Raw genomic sequence first — 18299 nt, 5'->3', positions numbered from 1 at the left:
TGGCCAAGGCCTGCGAGCCGCTCATCGCCATGATCATCGAAGAAATTCGCTCCGGTCCCATCGTCAACATGGACGAAACCACGGTCCAGGTGATGCATGAACCAGATCGGGCCAACACCACCAAGTCGTACATGTGGGTCGCCCGGGGCGGAACGCCGGGAACACCGGTCGTCCTCTTTCGCTATCATCCGACCCGGGCCGGCAGCGTGGCCACAGACATCCTTGGCGACTTCAAAGGCTATCTGCAGACCGACGGCTACAGCGGCTACGAGGCCCTGGGCGAACGGGAAGGCCTGTGCCATCTCGGCTGCCTGGCCCATGTCCGGCGCAAGTTCGTCGAAGTTGAGAAGTCTGCCGGCAAGAAGGCCAAAGGCGGCACGGCCCATGCCGTCCTGGACCTGATCGGCAAGCTTTACAGCGTGGAGCACCAAGCCGAAAAGCAGAGGCTCGATCCAGAGCAGATCAAGGCTTTGCGAGCCGAAAAATCCAGGCCCATCCTGGACAAGCTCAAGGCTCTGCTCGATGCCCGCATCGCCACCACCCCGCCCAAGAGTCTGCTCGGCAGGGCCATCAGCTATGCCCTCAAGCAGTGGGACCGGCTGGTCGTCTATCTGGAAGACGGCCGGCTGCGCCCGAACAACAACCTGGCCGAAAACGCCATCCGTCCCTTTGCCGTGGGGCGCAAGAACTGGCTTTTCTCAGGCCACCCACGCGGGGCCGACGCCTCGGCCACCCTGTGCTCCCTCATCGAGACCGCCAAGGCCAACGACCTGGAGCCGTACCGTTATCTGCGTCACCTCTTCGAGCACTTACCGACGGCAACTTCCGACGCCCAGCGCAAGGCCCTCCTGCCACCGTACATCGCTCCCAAAAGCCTGATTATCCCTACCTGAACTTCTGCCGCCTTCCGATTGCCCTGACAAGATGCGCCTTATTGAGCGCTTACAAATCATAAGCATGGAGATCAGAAACGGAAACATTAAGCTGTTCTGCGAGGTACTGGAGAGGAACTTCAGAAATCCCAAAGCTGTTTTGAAGAAACCGACCGCTAAATCGGTAGAATTTGAGTTGAGCTGTAAAACCGAGATGATTTCTTGGTGGCTTCGTTTTAAGCAATTTCAATTCGTCATGATTTAAACCCCAGACTGTAGCTAACTCCTCGGCATCCCAATTTTTCTTCATGACATGATCCTCGCTGATTTAGATAGATTCAAAGAGGATATCAAGGAACCACATCATGTCATGTTAAAAGTTGGCACTTATCGCAGCTACCAGGGCATTAGGCCTACTACGCCGGGCGCAGGCCCGATTCTTCCTCGACATACTTCGTATGGCAAACCGGGCAGCGCAGGTCCGCATCCAACTTTTCACCGCAAGCGCACATCCAACCGATACGCCGGGCCGGATTGCCGACCACGAGGGCATGGTCCGGGACGTCGCGGGTGACGACGGAACCGGCGCCCACAAAGGCGTAACGCCCGACGACATGGCCGCAGACGATGGTGCAATTGGCGCCCATGGTGACACCTTTTTTGACCAAAGTCTGCCGCACTTCGTGCATCCGCGAGATGTGGGCCCGGGGGTTGAAGATGTTGGTGAAGACCATGGACGGACCGCAAAAGACGTCGTCTTCCAGGGTGACGCCCTGGTAGACGGAAACATTGTTTTGGATCTTGCAGCCTGAACCCACGGTGACATCCGGCCCGATGACGACATTCTGGCCGATGTTGCATTTCCTGCCGACCTGCGAACCCTTGAGCACATGGCTAAAATGCCAGATTTTGCAGCCGGCTCCAACCGTGGCCCCAGAGTCGATGACGGCTGTGGGGTGGACGAAGTATTCGGGCGCGAGGGGGGGCGTTTCCGCCGTGAGCATAACCCGCGTCGCGCCGGATTCCAGGGACTTCTGGCTGGCGTTGAGCACCCGCAGCACCCGCAGCCCTTCGGCCCCGTCGGTGCGGGGTGCGCGCCCCGAGGCCATGCACTCGAGGAAATGCTGGCATTCCAACCGTAGCGGTTCGCCTTGCGCGATCTCCACCTTCTGGGCTTCGGCTTTGACCGGCACCGGCATCTGGTTTTCCCAGCGGATAGCATGGGGGTAAAGTTGCAATTTCTCATCCCAGGGCAACGTGTCGTCGAACACGGCCATCTTGCGCTCGCCCACGACGACCAGTTTTTGTTCCTTGAACGGATGCAACCAGGACACGAAGATATGCGCCTTGAGCCCTGAGGCGAATTCCATGTGCGTGGTGGTCACGTCGGCGATGGCATGGTGCAGGTAGTAGCCGCCGATGGTTTGGACGGCTTGCGGCTCGCCACCGGCAAGGGTCAGAATCATGGAAATGTCATGGGGAGCGAACGACCAGAGGATGTTTTCCTCGCGCCGAATTTTACCCAGATTAAGCCGGTTGGAATAAATGTAGTCGATGCGCCCGAGTTCGCCGCTGGCGGCCATTTCCTTGAGCGCCAGGAAATGGGGATGGTACTGAAGCAGGTGGCCGACCATCAGCGTCAGCCCCTTTTGTCCAGCCAACGAGATCAGTTCCCGGGCCTCGGATTCGGCCAGGGTCATGGGCTTTTCCACCAATACGTGCTTGCCGGCGAGAAGGGCCGCCTTGGCCACGGCGTAGTGGGTTTCGGCCGGAGTGGCGATGGCTACGCCAGCCACGGCCGGGTCGGCCAGGACGCTTGCCTCGTCGGCAAAAAGCGGCACTTCGGGGCAGGCGGCCGCAAAGCTGTCGCGGCGTTCGGCCGCAGCGTCGCAGATGCCGCGTAGCGCCCCGAGATTATGGAAATTGCGTACGAGGTTCTTGCCCCAGTAGCCAGCGCCGATGACGGCCACACCCAACGGATTGGCGGGCTTTTCGGTAAACTCCGACATGGCTGTCTCCTTGGCTAGCGCACAGCCTTGGCCAGGGCGGCGCAGATGCGATCCTGGGTGGCGGCGTCGAGATAGGGATGCATGGGCAGGCTGAAAACGTTGGCGCTGGCGGCCGGGCTGGCCGGAAAATCCTGCGGTGCGTAGCCCAGGCCGACAAAAGCGGTCTGCTCGTGCAATGACTTGGGATAATAGATCATACTCGGGATGCCTTCCTCGCGCAGGGCGGCTATGATGGCGTCGCGGCGTGGGGACGCCAAGGTGTATTGGGCCCAGGCGCTGCGGCAGCCATTGGGAATGGTCGGCAGCGTGAGGTCGGGCAGGCCGGAAAGATTCTCGGCATAGCGGGCGGCCACGGCGTCGCGGGCATCGAGCTCGGCCGGGAAGGCCGGCAGCTTGGCCAGGAGCACGGCGGCCTGCATGGTATCCAGGCGGGCGTTTAAGCCCACGCGCACGTTGTCGTATTTGGCCGATCCTTTGCCGTGTACCCGGATGGATTCGAGCAGACCGGCCAGAGTGTCGTCATCGGTGAACACGGCGCCGCCGTCGCCGAAGCAGCCCAGCGGCTTGGCCGGGAAAAAGCTGGTGGCGCCGGCCGTGCCCAGACTGCCGGCCTTGCGACCCTTGTACACGCCGCCAAACCCTTGGGCCGCGTCTTCCAGGATAAGCAGGTCGTTTTCGGCCGCGATAGTGGCCAGGGCGTCGGCATCGCAGGGCAGGCCGAAGAGATCCACGGGGATGACGGCCCGCGGGGTGAGTTTATTATCCAGGGCGGCTTGGGGCAGGGGATATATGGTCGGGTCCTGCGCTTTGACCGCAGCCGCGGCCAGGGCCAGCTTGGCCGGATCGAGGTTGTAGGTGGCCGGGTCGATATCGACGAAGACGGGTGTGGCGCCGAGCAGGGCGATGACCTCGGCTGTGGCGATAAAGGTGAACGGCGTGGTAAAAACGGCGTCGCCCGGCCCGATTCCCCAGGCCATAAGCGGCATGAGCAGGGCCTCGGTGCCCGAGGCGCAGGACACGGCGTGTTTGGTCCCGACAAAGGCGGCCAACGCTTTTTCCAGCTCGGCGACTTCCGGCCCCATGATGAAGCGGCCGTGCTCGAGGACGGCGTCGAGGCGTTTGCGAATTTCTGGCTCGAGACGGGTGAACTGGGTCTTGAGGTCGATAAACGGAATATTCATACGATGGTCCGAAGCGCGCCCCAGAGGGGACACGGTGAAGGTTTGGCGCGGTCAAGCCTGACGAGATGCCGCGTCCTTTGTTCCGGGATACCAAGGCACTGCCAGGCCCTCACGCAACGCGACCGTTGGACACACCTGTCGCTACGCTGGGAAAGAATGGGATTTTCCCGACCGGGAAAACGATACTGTCCGGGGATGAAAAGAGGCAATGCACCGCTCGCCAGGTCCTGATATCCAGTCTCTGGCGTTACTGCCGCAAGGGAGCCGCAAAGCCGCGTTCTTTTTTTTGTTTTGTGACTGGGTTCCATGATTCCGACAACGGCGTAACTGATTTCAAGACCGGTTTGACGGGGCACGTTGTCGTCGTCAAGCAGAATATGCATGTATGAGCCGCATAACATCAGGTTCGCCGCGTGAAGCGCATCCGCCACAACGTCGCGGCCATGAGGATCAAGGCGGCCAACACCACCACGCCTTGCACCCGATAATCTGCTTCGCGCATCCAATACCCCGTGCTTTCCAGATAGCGGCTCCAGACGGCGGGCTGCTTTTCCATCGGCAGGTTGAAGTCGGCACCGGCATTGATGTGTTGCCATACTTTGGAGCCCGCAAGCGAGGCGGCGGCCATGCCCCATAAAAAAAGCCGGGGAAGCGGCCGGGAATCCAGGACCAGGCACACCGGCAGCACCAGGAATGGGAGGATGCCAACCATCTGGCGCGACAGGGGGTTGAGGCCCTGTAAAGTCCCGAAGGCCACAACCAGAAGCCAACCGCCGCCAAGCCGTCGCGCCGCCCGGCAAACAGGACCGAAAAGACAAACGACGGCCAGCATGATGGGGCCAAAATACAAGGTATGGGCGACCACAAATTCGCCGGGGCGCACCACGCTGTTTTGCAACACCGTTCGGGCATATTGGAAAAAGAGGGCCACCCAGTCGAAAGCGGCCAAGGTCGGAAAAAGCCGGGGCAGCACGGTCAGTGCGAGGACCAGCCCGGCCACCAGCCCCAGGCGAATGAGCATGCCAGGTCGCAGCAGATCGGCGGGGGAAAATCCGGCTGCCCGGCTCAGACAATAGGTTGCTCCGCCGATGGCGGCCAGGGCGATGGCCATCGCCTCCATATTGTGGGGAGCGCCCGTGGCGAGGAGCCACCAACAACCGACCACCATGGCCAGACTCAAAGTGGCTGCCACCGGGCGGGGAAGTCGCGGCGGCGTTTGCGCCTCCTTTCTGGCTGGAAGCAGAAACAGCAAGAAAGCCTGGAGCCCGACATTGGGGCCGATAAAAAATGCCCCGATGCCCGCTGGCAGCAGCCACCACGTCCGACGCGATAAGTACAGCCAAGCCAGGACGATGCCCAGGACCAGCGAGGTGGTGTCGAGCAGCACCGGATAATAGGAGGAGTATTTGAGCACAACGTAGTTGATGAAGATACCGATGAACCCCAGGATTTTCCCGTCACGTGAAAGCCCGATCCGGTCGCAGCAGTTGCCGAAGAGCCAGGCTCCAAGGGCCAAGAGAGCGACGTTTATGATTTGGAACGCGGTAATCACATGGGGTACCGTCAGCGGGATGCCCAGGGCCATCATGACGGCCCGGATGACCAGTGCCGGCACCACGCGAAAATAGAGGCCCGAATTGAGGGCCAGGGCTCCGGAGCGCACATCGGCATAACGGGTGATGATGGCCCCGTAGGAACAGCCGTCGTAGCCGAGGCCGCCGCCGGCGAAGATGCGTTCGGAAAAAACGGCGAGCAGCACGCCGCCAACCAGGACCAGGGCGGCCAACAAGGTGTTTTCCCGCCAGGGAACCCGGGACGTCACGGCAGATATCTCCTGGCGCGCCGGCCAAGGGACGTGGCAACGGGCAGAGGCAGATGCCGCCACAGCCGGGAGACGGTTTCCATAAACGGAGAAATCGCCGCTTCAGCAACGGGGTCGGCCGGTATAAACGGCCAGACATGGCGTGTCAGGGGATGGGGGATGGCGCCGTAGCGGATTTTGAAAACTGTCGGGCCGGCCCCCGGTCGTCCCCGGCCGAAATCGAACAGGCGCGCGCCCGTGGCGATGGCATCACTCATGGCTTCCCAGTACAAAAGATTGACCGGACTGGCGGCATTGTAACGTGCCAGGGAACTGACCCACACAGCCGTGGCCACATCGCCGTGGCGAACCCGAATCATGCCGGCGATGGGTTCCTCCCCGAGCATGGCCAGGCTGACTGTCAGCCGCTTTGGTTCTGCGTCGGCCAGGGTCGAAAAAAAGATCGGTGGGTGGGGCGGGGTGCCGAGTTCGCGCATGTGTCGCTCGTAAATGCGGTAGAAGTTCGGCAACAGCTCCCGGCCTTCGCGCACGGTCACCCCGTTTTTTTGCGCTTTCCGCGTTCTGTTCCGGATTTCCGAGCGGAATCCGCGCCACAAGGCTTCGGCGGTTTCGGGCAGCGGCAGGCGATAGGTGGCCAGCCCCGGCCACTGCGAATCGGGCTGCGGCGCAGGCTGGTCGCGCCAGTGCATGCGCCCGCCGCACAGCCGACCGGCCAGTTCGAGGGCACCGGCCTCGAGCGCCCGGGCGATCTCCGGGGTATCGGCCAGGAGACCGGCCGCCGGGGCATGGGGCAGGGAGAGGAGTCGGCGGCGGCTCTTGCACGGGCCGACCAGAAAAAGGGGCAGTACCCCGGCCAACACTCCATCCTCATTTCGGGCCGCCAAGTAGAAGGCACGTTCGCCGTAGGCGTTTTCCACGGCCAGCCGCCAGACCTGCCGATGGTAGAAAAGGCTCTCCGGACGGCTGGCGACATAGGCGTCCCAGGCCTCCCGGCCGCCGTACGCCTCTTCGCTTACGCGCACGGGTATTTCTCCGCGGTTTCGGCGGCCAGTTCCCCGGCCGTGAGCAAACGCACATTTAGGTCTCGCAGCAGCCGATCCAGGGTCCGTTCCAGCCAGGGACCCGTACGACGTAAAAACAGGCGGACCTTGAGGGGCTTGCCCGGGAACTTCGGGGCCGGAGCGATTTCGTAGGGATGGAAATAATAGCAGGCCGCGCCCTTGCGGAGCGCCCGGCCAAGCCCGATCCGACACCACCAGCTTCCGGCTACCCGGGTCATGATGCCGGTGGCGGCCGGAAGCTTCAAAACCGGAAAGGCAGGGATGGGAATTTCGACGACCGGATGGCCGCCACGCCGAGCCGGATCGCCAGCCGCCGGGCGATAGGGCGTTTGCGGGGCCTCGGAAAGCCCCTCGTATTTCCCGAAAAGGGCCCGCGAGGGGCATACCGAGGAATCGTACGCGAAGCCGAGGTCGTGCAGGATATCGAGCACCCAGGGGCGCAAGATGAGGTTCGGGGCACGAAAGCCGGTTACCGCCTGGCCGGAGACGTCCTCCAGGATGCCCTTGGCCCGGCGCAGGTCGTCGGTGAAGGCCTGACGTTCGCCAAGATCCACATGGTGCATGCCGTGGCAGGCGACTTCATGCCCGGCGGCCACCACATCCCGGACCAGATCGGGATAGGCCTGGGCCATCTCGCCCAGGATGAAGAAGGTGGCGCGCACGCCATGCCGGGTGAAAAGCGCCAGGACCCGGGCCATGGGCTCGCGAATTTCCCCTGCCGGACAATCGGCACCGTAGCGGTCGCGAAAAAACGCTTCCGTGGTCCGCCAGCGTGACCGGGGGGAGCCGGTCGCCCAACGGCAGTGGTACCACTCGTCCATATCCACGGTGACGGCAAGGGCCGGTTTACCGGACATCGTTGCCTCGCTTGGGGCGATCCCGGACGTCGCCGATGACCCGGGCCGGCACGCCGGCGGCGATGGCGAAGTCCGGCACATCGCGGGTAACCACGGCCCCGGCGCCGACAATCGCCCCCCGGCCGACGGTGACACCGGGCAAGACCACCGCGTTGACCCCGAGCCAGGCGCCGTCGCTGATAACGACCGGAGCGCGCCGGATGACGTCATAGCGGCGTCCGAGAAAAGAATTGTTGGGGCTGGCCTCCCCCACCAGGGCCACCCCCGGGGCGAGAGAGGCCTCTTCGCCGATACTGACCAATCCCGGACGAAACCCGTCCACGGCGACGAATCCCAGATTGACGTAGGCCCGGGGACCGATGTGGATACCCGAACGGCGCAGCAACGCCACGCGCACCCCATGCACCGGACAATGGGCGGCGGCGAAGCGTAAAAGCGAACGCAAGGCCTTAAGGAGCCTTGGCACCGGGGGCAATGGCATAACCATGGAGCTCTTAGCGCCTCCCCTCAAGGACGTCCACGATCAGAGCGGATACATCCTCGTAGGCGTCAAAGATGTCTGTGGCCTTGCGGCGGGCTTCGGGCACGGAGCGGGCGGATGCGGCGGCAAAAGCGGCGAATAAGTCCTGGCCCGGTACGGCCACGGTCAGCAGGCCCCGATCGGCCATGTCGCGGATATAACAGGTTACAATCGGATTTACATACAGGGCCGGAGTGCCGAGGATAGCCGCTTCACTGGCTGTGGTCGCGCCTTCGGTCAGACAAAAAGTGGCAAAGGCGAGCAGATCATGGAAGTCCTCGGGACGGGGCCGTTTGACGTAGCCGGTCAGGACTGCGGGAACATCTCCCTCGGGTACGAGCACGACCTCGCCGCGCTCCGCCAGTTCCCTGATGACAGCGGCCAGGGCCTCGGGAGGGTGCCGGCGCACGGCGAGGTCATGACCGGCCTCGAAGGCGCCCAGACGAACCACGGCGTAGGGTGTGTCTGGTGACAGGCCGTAACGGGTCAGCGTGGCCGGATTGGGGCGGAAGCGCTTGGGATGCAGGTAGGCCAGTTCATGCAGGCCGTGGTAGCGGGTCTGCCTGGGCCCGAGGGCCATCGGGTAAACATCCGGGGTCATGATCCGGTGGGCGAGCGGATGGGTAATGCGATTTTCCATGACCGCCGTGTCCGTGTCGTCCCAAACCACCACCCGGCAGCGGCGCAAGCGGGCTGGCCCCACCATGAGCGTGCCGCCGATGGCCGTGGCCACATCCGGCCGCCAGCTCAGGGTCATGGCGAGCAGGCCCGCGCCGTGGCAGGCCAGCTCCAGGGCCAGACCGAGCGCCCCGCGGCGCTTGGCTCCGACGACCCGGCAAGACAGGCCGTAAGCCCGCAAAAGCTCCAGGGCCACAGGCAACTCCCGGGCGGCCAGACGTACGTCATGGCCCCGGTCGCGAAGCTCCGCCACGGCGTGGCGAAAAAAGTGCACGTGGGCCGGATGGCCGATATCGACAAGAACGTTCATGGCGGCAAGAGCCTTAGCGGAAATTGCGCCAGCGCGCCAGCCGGCAAAAAGCCCCTCAACCGAACAGTTCCAGCCAGGTGGCCAGTTGGCAAAACTTCCAGGCTTCCTGGGGAGCTGGATGGCAGCCCGGGAGAAAGGCGAAGACGTCTGGGAAAGCCCGGGAAAGGGTATCCATGCTGACCGTAATGCGCTCCCGCCAGCCTGGCGCGCTCATCCAGCGCGCTTCGGGGGTGGCGAAGCCGAGCTTGTCGGTGCGGGCCAGGATCTCGGGCACGGTGTAACGGCCCAGGGCCTGCTTTTGCAGCACCTTGGTTTCGCCGCCTCGGATTTTCGCCTCTTCTGGCGTAGCCAGCAGCCGTTCCACCAGCCGGTAGTCCAGGTAGGGTACCCGGGCTTCCAGGGAAAAGGCCATGGAGTTGCGGTCCTCCATGCGCAGCAGGTGTTCGAGTTTGTAGAGGAAATGCAGAGCCAGGCTGTGATTGAGCCCCTTGGCCCGGAAAAACTCACGCTGGATGCGGCTTTGGCCGATATGCGCCTCGAAGAAGTCTCGGCGCAGGTGCGGCACGGTGCGTCGCAAAAGAGTCGTGCGCACGGCCTCTGGCAACATCTGATAGGCAAGCGTCTGTACGGCGCTTGGGTGCTGTCGCCGGGTTGCCACGCCCCATAGCTCGGCCGCGAGCCGGGATAATCGTCCCCGGCGCAACAGGCCATACATGTAAAAACCGTGGAAATACTGATAACCGGCAAAAATTTCGTCCGCCCCCTGGCCGTCGAGCACCACCACCACGCCGGCTTCCCGGGCCAGCCGCATTACCCTGTACTGGGCGTAGAAAGACGGGCCGGTGGTCGGTTCGTCGTTGGCCCGCACGAAATCGGGCAGATCGGCTAAGGTTTCGGCAGCGGTCGGCGCGACCCGGTGGCCGAGAAAGGGATAGCGCCCGGCCAGGGCGTCCACGTAGCGAGTCTCGTCCACCGGGTCGCCGGGATAGACGGCGGTGAAACAGTGGTAAGGGCTCGGCGGGGTGAGTCGGTCGTGGAGCACGCCGACCAGGATGGACGAATCCAGGCCGCCGCTCAGGCTTGACCCTACAGGCACGTCGCTTCGCAGGCGCAGCCGGGCCGCATCGATGAAAAGCGCCTCCACTTCGCGCCGGGTCTCCTCGGGCGAAGCGGCGACAGCGGTGTCGAGAAACGGCAGCGGCGACCACCAGGTCTCGATGGAAAGCCCGCCCAAGGCATCGCAGATTGCGCGACAGCCCTTGGGCAGGCGGGAGACGTGCTCGAAAAACGTCTCGTCGTGGATGTCGGTGCGATTAAAGGCCAGGTAGTCGAACAGGCTTTGCCGGCGCACGGCCCGGGACAGCCCGGGCACGGTCAGAAGGGCCTTAATCTCCGAGGCGAAATAGAGCCTTCCGGCAAGCCGGGTGTAATACAGGGGCTTTATGCCAAAACGGTCCCGGGCCAAAAATAGCGTCTTGGCCCGCGTGTCGTAGATGGCCAGGGCAAACATGCCGTTGAGCCGGGATAGGCACTGCGGCCCCCAGGTCTCGTAAGCAGCCAGCAGCACTTCGGTATCGGTCTTGGTGGTGAAGACACGGCCCCTGTTGGCCAGTTCGTCACGCAGCTCGATATAATTGAATATCTCACCATTAAAAACCATCTGATAGCGGCCATCCGGCGAGGCGAATGGCTGACGCCCATCGGCGGACAGATCGATAATGGCTAACCGTCGGTGGCCGAGCGCACAATGGGCGTCGGCGAAAATGCCGGTCGCGTCCGGGCCGCGATGGCGCATGATGTCATTTTGGGTCTCAATGAGCCGCCGATGTTCCGGTCCGATCCGGTCCGGGGCGAAGACCCCGCAGATGCCGCACATGCTCTTGGCCTTGGTCAGAGATTCCCGACATGAAAAAGAGAAATCGTCAATACCTAGCCGATTGGCCGAAGACAAGGCCGGGCGGGCTAAAGGCACTTCTCACTCACGGGATCGAGGTGACGCCCCCCCCCAGGGCCCGGCATAATCCCGACAAGTCAGCTCGCGGGCACAGGTTGGACAGCGCCAGCGGATGCCAGTAGTATGCTCAACATGGACGTCCACTCGGCCTCCGGATCGATCATTGCTCCTGCGGCTTGGCCGGTTCGGCAAATTGGCTTTCTCCTTCCTTGTGACGCTTACGATGGTAGCCCTTGATGCCAAGCAGCGTTAGCGCACCCTTGGCGAAAAGGGCCAGTTCACTCGCCCGGCGGACCCGCAGGAACTTGCGCAGGATGGGCAGCGGTCGAAAGTAGAAACGACGGTAGCACAGCTTGAGGAGTTTCGACAGTTCAGCCCGGGAAAGATGTTCCTCCCAAATCGGCTCGACGAAATTCGGCACTGGATTGGCGGCATGGGCCCGCCAGATATCAGCCGGGAAAAGCCCCTTATCCACGCCCTCCTGAAAGATGGCCGTGCCGTAGTAAGCGATCATGATGTTAAACTGCGCGAAATCCGAGTCGATGGACACAGCCGTGTCAATCAGGTGCAGAATGTCTTCCTGGGTCTTGTGGTGGGGAAAGCCAATAATCCAGTTGGTGCTGGTGAGGATGCCGACCTTGCGGCAGAGCTTTATGGCCCGTCGCACTTGCTCCACGGTAATTTTTTTGTTGATGCGCTTGAGCCCCTCGTCGGTGGCGTCCTCAACGCCGAAAAGAGCCTGCCGGCAGCCGGATTTTTTGGCCAACCGCAGCATGTCTTCGGTGACGGCGTCCACCCGCCCGCGAAATGCCCAGACGACCCGGAAACCTCGGTCGAGAATACCCTGGGAAATAGCGGCCACACGTTTGGCCGAGGCGTTGAACAGATCGTCAAAAAAGAAGAACTCCCGGATGCCCCGCTCGTAATAGACCGCCATCTCGTCGAGGATGTTGTCCACCGAGCGTGAGCGGTAGGTGGAGTAGGGCTTGCAGCAAAACGTGCAGTGGAACGGACAGCCCCGCGAGGAGCAGATGGTGCCCACGGGAAGCCCGGTGCCGATGGCGCTGAAATAGCGTTTGTAGGGCAGGAGGTCGTAGGCCGGAAACGGAATGGATTCGATGTCCTTCACGTAGCCCGGGTCGCCCGAGCGGCGGACCGCCCCGGCCTCGCGCCAGTATATTCCGGGAATATCCTCGAAGGAGCGACCTTCTTCCAGGGCGTCGAGAAAGGCCGGAAACGATTCCTCCGCCTCGCCGGTCACGAGAAAGTCGACCTCAGGCTGGGCCATGGATTCGTCGGGGAAAAGGGAGGTATGGGGACCGCCCCAGACGATTTTCGCCCGGGGCGCAAGTTCGCGGAGACGCCGGGTGAGAATGAGCGCGTCATAAAGAGTCGGCGTGTAGACGGTCAGTCCCACCACGTCCGGATCGAAATCCGCGGCGCGCCTGGCCGCCGCGTCAGGAGTGAGGCGGTCGAGAATACAGTCCACGAGGCCGATATCGTGCCGGCCGCCGGCCCGCAGCACGCCGGCCAGGTATAAAATACCCATAGGAGGGAACACGCCGATATCCGTGGCCTCCAGATCCCAATCGTCGGTGGTTTTGCCCACGTGGGCATCAGGAACGTTGAGCAGCAGTACTTTCATGTGGTGTATTCCATTTTTACCCGGTCGCCGAACGTCGTTTCGGAGTCTGGTCGTCATTGCGCGTTATGGCAAGGGTTGTGACAGGCCGTCACGACAGCGGCCTGGCCGGTACGCCGCCGACAACCGCCCCCGGAGCGACGTCGCGGTTGACCACGGCACCGGCGGCGACCACCGCCCGGTCGCCGATGCTCACACCGCCAAGAACCGTGGCCCCGGCGCCAATCCAGACATTGTCGCCAACCGTGATGGGCCGGCCGGCATATTCCTGGTCCAAAGTAGCCAGATCATGCCTGCGAAAATCGTGGTCGCCTGTAACAAGAATCGCGCCTGGGCCGACAAGCACATTTTCGCCAAGCGTGAGGCCGCCGCGTCCCGAGGCCAGGACGGCGTTGATTCCCACCCAGCAGCGAGGTCCAAGAGTGATGCCTTCGTCGGGCACGGCATTGGAGACGTAAGAGCACACGTAGGCGCCACGCATGATTCGGCAGCCGCCTGCGATGGTGATGACGGCGGCCGAGGCGTGCAGTCGCGCCCCGCGGTCGATGTACACCGAAGGGCCAAGGACAATGGCGTCCATATGAAAAAATTCCGCCCCGGCTTCAATGACTGGCGCACCGGAGCCAGCGGCGAAAAGCGACTGATAGAGCACATGGCGCACGGCTATGCCGGGCAGTCCCGGTAAAAAACCGGTCAACCATTGGGGGAACTGTTCCAGGACATAGCGCCAGGGATTTCTGGCCCTGGTGCGCAGGTAGGCGCCAAGGGCTCCCGGACCGGAGGCGTCCATGTAATCGCGCAGGCGTTCAGTCATGGCGCGTGCCGCTTCATGTGAGTGACATTCTCGGAGAGCAAGGCGTCAACCGGCGCAAACCAGAGCTCGCCGCAGCGTTTTCTGGCATCGGGGCCGAAGTCGGCCACCCCCACCCACCCAGGATGATCGCGCAGCACATCGGTATCGGGCCCGGGCCGAACCGTACCCGAGGCGATCAGTGTTTCCTGAGCCCGGCGCACAGCCTGTTCGGCGTATGGGGTGGCGTTTTTCAAGGAGTTACGAGCAACTATCCAGGGAATGTTTGGCTGGATTTCGCGGCTGGCCGTGATCATGGCGCGCATGTTGGCAAGACTTTTTTCCATGGGGAAACCAGCCATGACGTCGGATTCGCCCTGGTGCCACAGCACAGCCCGAAAACGGCGTGCGGCCAAAGCTTTGGCCGCTGGTCCCCAGCAGATACCACCGGCGGGATTCCAACACTCGGTATTGGTGGCGCTTCTCGCCACCAATACGAATCCGATGGGAACCTTGTATTTTTGCACGAGCAGATCCCCTAGACGAACCCAGCAAACGCCGACCATGGTCGGATGGTCCTTGGTGACGAAATGCAGCGTCTCAGTTCCCGGCGGTTCGTTGGCATGCTCGGGATCATTTCCATGATGGACGCTGACCGCCACGCGTCCGGTCTCGGAAACGACAGGCTTTCCGGGATCGGCGACGCTAACGGCGTTGGATTGTCCGGCGACCAGGAAAATTTCGCCCACGCCCACATGCCGGCAGGTATTTGGCCGGCCTTTGAGGCACAGGCTGTAGAATCCACCTGGTACGGCGGGGAAGACGCCTCGTATCGTTCCTGCCGGCACGGAAATTTCGCGGATGTTATTCGGGGCGAAGGCCTTGTCTGCCGGGATCAGCTGCACGCGCACCGGATTATTGCCGGGAGACAGACTGAAATGCACATCCGCCGTTTCTGACGGGCCGCGCTGGACGACATCGTCTGCCAGCGGGAATGTCAGCGTACGGCCAACCGTGGCCGCGTTGGCTCCAACGCTTCCCAGCAAAAAAATAACCGGGAAAAGCCAACGAAAAAGCAAAACTGCCCGGTTTTGGTCTTGTCTGTTTGGGCTAGACAACGAACGATTTGACAGGGCGATACAGATCATGGGGAGAAGGCCTTTAAGCACGAGTCGTCTCATTATTGCTTTCTTGCCGGCGACTGGCAGCGTGAACGCCCTTAAAGAGAGAAATCCGTTTAAAAGATCTTTTTTTCATCACGATATTCTTCACCAAGTTATTGAGGCTTTCAATGGCCAGGGATGGCGTGGCCATAGGGCCGAAACGGCCAACAGCCTGGGCGGACTCACGCTTACAATCCTCCGCGATGCGGGACAAGAAGGATCTCTTTCTAAAATTTAACGAATCAAATATTTCCGTTAGAAGGTATAGTAAAAACCATCGATGCTTCTTTATCAACTATGAGAGTCGGTTTTTTGTCAGGATGCGTTGGACTTTTGGCTTGTAATAGCTTTCGAAGATGGCCATTGAACGTGGAATACGCCAAGCTCAGCTTTCCCTCTTCTGCCAATTTGGCGTAGATGTGTTTGTTTGCATATCCCATCCTGTGCATATGCAATATTTCTTCCTCAGCGGCCCTAAATTCGACACGCCCCATGCATCTCTCAATTCGGCCCGGTTTAGCCATGCGTCGCTCCTGGTCATTTGAAAACTGTTTCTACGAGTTATTGGCAGCCAATGTCAACCTATACCAGTATATATAATCAGAAATAAGCGTAAACGATCTAATACCAGCCAATGCGGTCCGATAACATTACTGACAAAAAAGGCTTGAACAATGACAGTGTGCGCGAAGGCAGGACAGGTAAGGTACAGGTACCTCACTTCCTTCCCTATGGGGCTGGTTTATTCGCCTTCGGCTCAACGCAAGAAGCATGGGCGCAGCGACGGCCGTGTTCTCTTGTCCGGGGGCTGGCGCGAACGCCTTTTGGTGATTGGAGTAGTCATTTTTTTGACTTCCAAAAAACTTCGCCAGGAAGCGGACCACGGCGTCGGCTCTTTCGGGAACAGGGCTGTTTGCTTCTGCATATTTCTTGCAAAAAACCAGAAGAGCACGTTGCCGGCCAGGCGTGCTCTTGGAGGAATCATCCTATGCAGGCGGACAAAACGTCTTTTTTGGCAACCTACGGCGCATACGTCGAACGGCTCTACCGAACCCTAAATGCCCTCGTCGTCACGGCAAAGGACAGGACATTGGATCAGGACGAGGGGTTTCGGCGTTGGTGCGCCATGTGCTATGATATTCGACTCACGGGAAAAACCATCTATTTTGTGGGCAACGGAGCCAGCGCGGCCATGGCTTCCCATATGGCGGCTGATTTCAGCAAAAATTGCGCGTGCCGGGCCATGGCCTTCAACGATATCGCGTTGATGACGGCCATCAGTAATGATATCAATTACACGGAATGTTTCTCTGTCCCTCTCATGCGCTTCGCCAACTCTGGAGATATGCTGGTGACAGTAAGCAGCTCCGGGAATTCTCCCAATGTGATAAGCGCCATCAACGCAGCCAAGAACCTTGATCTCGTCATCGTGACGGTATCCGGCATGAGCGAGGAAAACCTGTCCAGAAAGCTGGGGGATTTGAATTTCTGGATTCCAGCGGATTCGTACGGTCAGGCCGAGGCCGGGCATCAGGCGCTCTTACATTGTTGGCTTGATATGTATGTGGCGGCCTATCCCAAGGAATAACCCGGAAATAAATTCCTTTACCAAGCCTAAACGCGTTGGAATCGAAAGCTCCAGAAAGTGAGTATAAGCCATCATGCGCATATTGCTCCTTACATCAGGTTTGACGTATAATTCCCCTATCGTCACCCCGCCTCTTGGCTTGTACAGAATCAAAAACTATTTGAGCGGATTTGCCATCCCCTGCGATATCTACGACTCCTCCCTGGATGACATAGATACATTTTTATGCCGTGCCACCGCAGGCGAGTACGACATCATAGGATTTGGCACAGCCCACATCAGTTTCGAACAGGATATCAATGTGCTCAAGCGGTTTCGCGACTGCTGTGGCAAGGATGTTCTGTTCGTGGCCGGTGGGCAGGAAGCTACCCACAACCACGCACAGGTGTTGGCCGCCGGTTTCGATTTGGTGGCGCTTGGACTGGGCGAATACGTCATGCTGGAGATCGCCAGGGCTCTGGATGGATACCGACGGGAGGGTTTCAAGGCGTTTGCCGGGATCGCCGGCATCGCCTACGCCGGCGCTGCGGGAATCCAGCTGCAAAAGGCCCGCCGCGTGGAGCATCAAGATATCCAGGATCTTTTCTACGACCAGGTTCTCAAATCCGACATCCCCTACACGCGCTACTGGTCCGACAACAGCACACGGGCAGAAGCGCTCTCCTTCAACAACAGCTTCATCCCCGAGATGGTACGGCTCTATACCGCGACACGCTGCCCGAGCCATTGCGGCTATTGCAGCTCACACAGATTTTTACGAGCCGCCCAGGGAGAACAGCACAACGGGATGTACTTAAGCGGTCGCCAAGTGGCCGAACTGGTCGTTTGGCACCACCAGAAATACGGCGCTAAAATTTTCCTTTTCAGCGACGACGAATTCTTGGCCTGGCGCAAGCGCAGCCGGGAATTTTGCGAGGAGATCCTCGCGGCCAAGGCCCGTGGCGATCTGCACCCCGACGTCACCTTTCATTGCCAAGCGCGGGTGATCGACTTTCTCAGTGGTGGCGGCGTGGTGGACATAGATCTCATTGCCCGGTTGCGCCAAGCCGGTTTCACGGGGCTCAGCCTTGGTGTGGAATCGTTTTCCGAGCGGTTGCTCCGAACCCCCATTATGAATAAGCCCGGATACGACAAGCACAAAGCGCTGAAGGTAATTAAAGCCCTTCTCGCCGGCGGCCTCCGGCCTCACGTTTTCATCATCCTGTGCGTGCCCGACGCCACACCCGAGGACATCCTCGACAACGTCCGCACCATCCTCACTGTCGTGGAGTTGGGTTGCTCCATCAGCATCTCCCCGCTGGTGTACGTTTTGCCGGGGTCTCCAGCACATGACCTTTCCGGCTATCCCGTTAAGACGACGCCGTTTGTCTCTCCGGTGACGCACCAGACCATTCCCTTGGTGCAATATTTCATTCCCCGGGATTCAGCCGTTGCCGCCTTGGCCGAAAACTTCCAGGACATCACGGAACGCGTTTCTAATCGGGTGCTGCGGGAAATCGGCTGGAAACAACAAAGTGTGAATTATTTGATGGAAACACAGTTACGTTGCATCGGGATCGCGGAATTTTTCGGCGACACAGCCTTGGCCGAAGCATTTTTGGAACGCCTGCGCACCGGCGTCGCTGAAGCCAGTTTGCAATGACGGATTTTCCACACAGCCAAGGCGGTATTATCCGTATAAGGCAATAAAAACGTCTAACTTATCCATGGCGCATGTTCTCAGATCGAGCCTGACGGATTATATAAAAGAAATATGTCCTTTCAGTCAAAATCGGATGATGCTACGCCAGGATAGTCGCCATGGGTACAACGGCCACAATTTGGCTAAACGAGAGCCCAATTGTCTCAAGTC

General features: G+C 60.6%; 17 protein-coding genes. 3 read left to right on the top strand and 14 right to left on the bottom strand.

The features are described from left to right. A partial coding sequence (tnpC, locus tag DESFRDRAFT_RS12115; protein WP_005994284.1) for an IS66 family transposase occupies positions 1-893 on the top strand: 893 nt, incomplete at its 5' end. A 49-nt stretch (positions 894-942) separates the two neighbouring features. Here tnpC and DESFRDRAFT_RS21445 read toward each other — a convergent pair. The 14 genes from DESFRDRAFT_RS21445 to DESFRDRAFT_RS21435 all read right to left on the bottom strand — a co-directional run bounded on the left by DESFRDRAFT_RS21445 (position 943) and on the right by DESFRDRAFT_RS21435 (position 15383). Next, positions 943-1182 (bottom strand): DUF4158 domain-containing protein, encoded by a 240-nt coding sequence (locus DESFRDRAFT_RS21445; protein ID WP_081458483.1) that lies wholly within the window; start codon positions 1180-1182, stop codon positions 943-945. Positions 1183-1288: 106 nt separating this feature from the next. Continuing rightward, positions 1289-2881: a Gfo/Idh/MocA family oxidoreductase gene (locus DESFRDRAFT_RS23150; protein WP_005994282.1), complete on the bottom strand. Its 1593-nt coding sequence runs from the start codon at positions 2879-2881 to the stop codon at positions 1289-1291. Positions 2882-2895: 14 nt separating this feature from the next. Further along, positions 2896-4062, bottom strand: coding sequence for a DegT/DnrJ/EryC1/StrS family aminotransferase (locus DESFRDRAFT_RS12100; protein ID WP_005994280.1), 1167 nt, complete (start codon positions 4060-4062; stop codon positions 2896-2898). A 400-nt stretch (positions 4063-4462) separates the two neighbouring features. Continuing rightward, positions 4463-5884 carry a hypothetical protein gene (locus DESFRDRAFT_RS12095; RefSeq protein WP_005994278.1) on the bottom strand — a complete coding sequence of 474 codons (1422 nt, stop codon included), beginning with the start codon at positions 5882-5884 and terminating at the stop codon, positions 4463-4465. Further along, positions 5881-6906, bottom strand: a complete 1026-nt coding sequence (locus DESFRDRAFT_RS12090; RefSeq protein ID WP_005994276.1) for a GNAT family N-acetyltransferase — start codon at positions 6904-6906, stop codon at positions 5881-5883. The genes DESFRDRAFT_RS12095 and DESFRDRAFT_RS12090 overlap by 4 nt, the downstream gene beginning before the upstream one ends. Further along, a complete protein-coding gene (locus DESFRDRAFT_RS12085; RefSeq protein WP_005994274.1) occupies positions 6897-7802 on the bottom strand; it encodes a polysaccharide deacetylase family protein in 906 nt (301 codons plus the stop codon). The genes DESFRDRAFT_RS12090 and DESFRDRAFT_RS12085 overlap by 10 nt, the downstream gene beginning before the upstream one ends. Then, positions 7792-8283, bottom strand: a complete 492-nt coding sequence (locus DESFRDRAFT_RS23145) for an acyltransferase (RefSeq protein WP_005994272.1) — start codon at positions 8281-8283, stop codon at positions 7792-7794. The genes DESFRDRAFT_RS12085 and DESFRDRAFT_RS23145 overlap by 11 nt, the downstream gene beginning before the upstream one ends. A 13-nt stretch (positions 8284-8296) precedes the next feature. Beyond that, positions 8297-9310: a DUF354 domain-containing protein gene (locus DESFRDRAFT_RS12075; protein WP_005994270.1), complete on the bottom strand. Its 1014-nt coding sequence runs from the start codon at positions 9308-9310 to the stop codon at positions 8297-8299. A 55-nt stretch (positions 9311-9365) separates the two neighbouring features. Beyond that, positions 9366-11186 carry an asparagine synthase (glutamine-hydrolyzing) gene (gene asnB, locus DESFRDRAFT_RS12070; RefSeq protein WP_005994268.1) on the bottom strand — a complete coding sequence of 607 codons (1821 nt, stop codon included), beginning with the start codon at positions 11184-11186 and terminating at the stop codon, positions 9366-9368. Between the two features lie 238 nt (positions 11187-11424). After that, positions 11425-12909 carry a B12-binding domain-containing radical SAM protein gene (locus tag DESFRDRAFT_RS12065; protein WP_005994265.1) on the bottom strand — a complete coding sequence of 495 codons (1485 nt, stop codon included), beginning with the start codon at positions 12907-12909 and terminating at the stop codon, positions 11425-11427. A gap of 88 nt (positions 12910-12997) precedes the next feature. Continuing rightward, a complete protein-coding gene (locus DESFRDRAFT_RS23140; RefSeq protein WP_005994263.1) occupies positions 12998-13720 on the bottom strand; it encodes an acyltransferase in 723 nt (240 codons plus the stop codon). Further along, a complete protein-coding gene (locus tag DESFRDRAFT_RS21440; RefSeq protein ID WP_005994261.1) occupies positions 13717-14844 on the bottom strand; it encodes a sialate O-acetylesterase in 1128 nt (375 codons plus the stop codon). Before DESFRDRAFT_RS21440 ends, DESFRDRAFT_RS23140 begins: the two co-directional genes overlap by 4 nt. Positions 14845-14857: 13 nt before the next feature. Beyond that, the gene (locus DESFRDRAFT_RS22560) at positions 14858-15073 is read right to left on the bottom strand and encodes a hypothetical protein (RefSeq protein WP_158306975.1); all 216 of its coding nucleotides are present in this window, start codon (positions 15071-15073) and stop codon (positions 14858-14860) included. A 28-nt stretch (positions 15074-15101) separates the two neighbouring features. Then, positions 15102-15383, bottom strand: a complete 282-nt coding sequence (locus tag DESFRDRAFT_RS21435; protein ID WP_158306974.1) for a TraK family protein — start codon at positions 15381-15383, stop codon at positions 15102-15104. Between the two features lie 464 nt (positions 15384-15847). On the opposite strand from DESFRDRAFT_RS21435, the gene DESFRDRAFT_RS22555 reads away from it, so the two are divergent. Continuing rightward, a complete protein-coding gene (locus tag DESFRDRAFT_RS22555; protein ID WP_005994259.1) occupies positions 15848-16447 on the top strand; it encodes an SIS domain-containing protein in 600 nt (199 codons plus the stop codon). Positions 16448-16520: 73 nt separating this feature from the next. Next, positions 16521-18089 (top strand): B12-binding domain-containing radical SAM protein, encoded by a 1569-nt coding sequence (locus DESFRDRAFT_RS12040; protein WP_005994256.1) that lies wholly within the window; start codon positions 16521-16523, stop codon positions 18087-18089. Positions 18090-18299: the final 210 nt, after the last annotated feature.

It is taken from the genome of Solidesulfovibrio fructosivorans JJ] (assembly GCF_000179555.1).
In the GTDB taxonomy this organism is placed as follows: Bacteria; Desulfobacterota; Desulfovibrionia; order Desulfovibrionales; family Desulfovibrionaceae; genus Solidesulfovibrio; species Solidesulfovibrio fructosivorans.
Note: the sequence above shows the minus strand (reverse complement) of the source record. Positions and strands in the feature narration are given on the sequence as shown.

What these genes read in the sequence shown, in the direction of transcription:
- DESFRDRAFT_RS23145 (WP_005994272.1), bottom strand. Translation starts at nt 8,283, where the DNA reads ATGCCATTGCCCCCGGTGCCAAGGCTCCTTAAGGCCTTGCGTTCGCTT.
- DESFRDRAFT_RS22555 (WP_005994259.1), top strand. Translation starts at nt 15,848, where the DNA reads ATGCAGGCGGACAAAACGTCTTTTTTGGCAACCTACGGCGCATACGTC.
- DESFRDRAFT_RS21445 (WP_081458483.1), bottom strand. Translation starts at nt 1,182, where the DNA reads ATGAAGAAAAATTGGGATGCCGAGGAGTTAGCTACAGTCTGGGGTTTA.
- DESFRDRAFT_RS12065 (WP_005994265.1), bottom strand. Translation starts at nt 12,909, where the DNA reads ATGAAAGTACTGCTGCTCAACGTTCCTGATGCCCACGTGGGCAAAACC.
- DESFRDRAFT_RS12100 (WP_005994280.1), bottom strand. Translation starts at nt 4,062, where the DNA reads ATGAATATTCCGTTTATCGACCTCAAGACCCAGTTCACCCGTCTCGAG.
- DESFRDRAFT_RS12085 (WP_005994274.1), bottom strand. Translation starts at nt 7,802, where the DNA reads ATGTCCGGTAAACCGGCCCTTGCCGTCACCGTGGATATGGACGAGTGG.
- asnB (WP_005994268.1), bottom strand. Translation starts at nt 11,186, where the DNA reads ATGTGCGGCATCTGCGGGGTCTTCGCCCCGGACCGGATCGGACCGGAA.
- DESFRDRAFT_RS12075 (WP_005994270.1), bottom strand. Translation starts at nt 9,310, where the DNA reads ATGAACGTTCTTGTCGATATCGGCCATCCGGCCCACGTGCACTTTTTT.
- DESFRDRAFT_RS23150 (WP_005994282.1), bottom strand. Translation starts at nt 2,881, where the DNA reads ATGTCGGAGTTTACCGAAAAGCCCGCCAATCCGTTGGGTGTGGCCGTC.
- DESFRDRAFT_RS21435 (WP_158306974.1), bottom strand. Translation starts at nt 15,383, where the DNA reads ATGGCTAAACCGGGCCGAATTGAGAGATGCATGGGGCGTGTCGAATTT.
- DESFRDRAFT_RS23140 (WP_005994263.1), bottom strand. Translation starts at nt 13,720, where the DNA reads ATGACTGAACGCCTGCGCGATTACATGGACGCCTCCGGTCCGGGAGCC.
- DESFRDRAFT_RS12040 (WP_005994256.1), top strand. Translation starts at nt 16,521, where the DNA reads ATGCGCATATTGCTCCTTACATCAGGTTTGACGTATAATTCCCCTATC.
- DESFRDRAFT_RS21440 (WP_005994261.1), bottom strand. Translation starts at nt 14,844, where the DNA reads ATGATCTGTATCGCCCTGTCAAATCGTTCGTTGTCTAGCCCAAACAGA.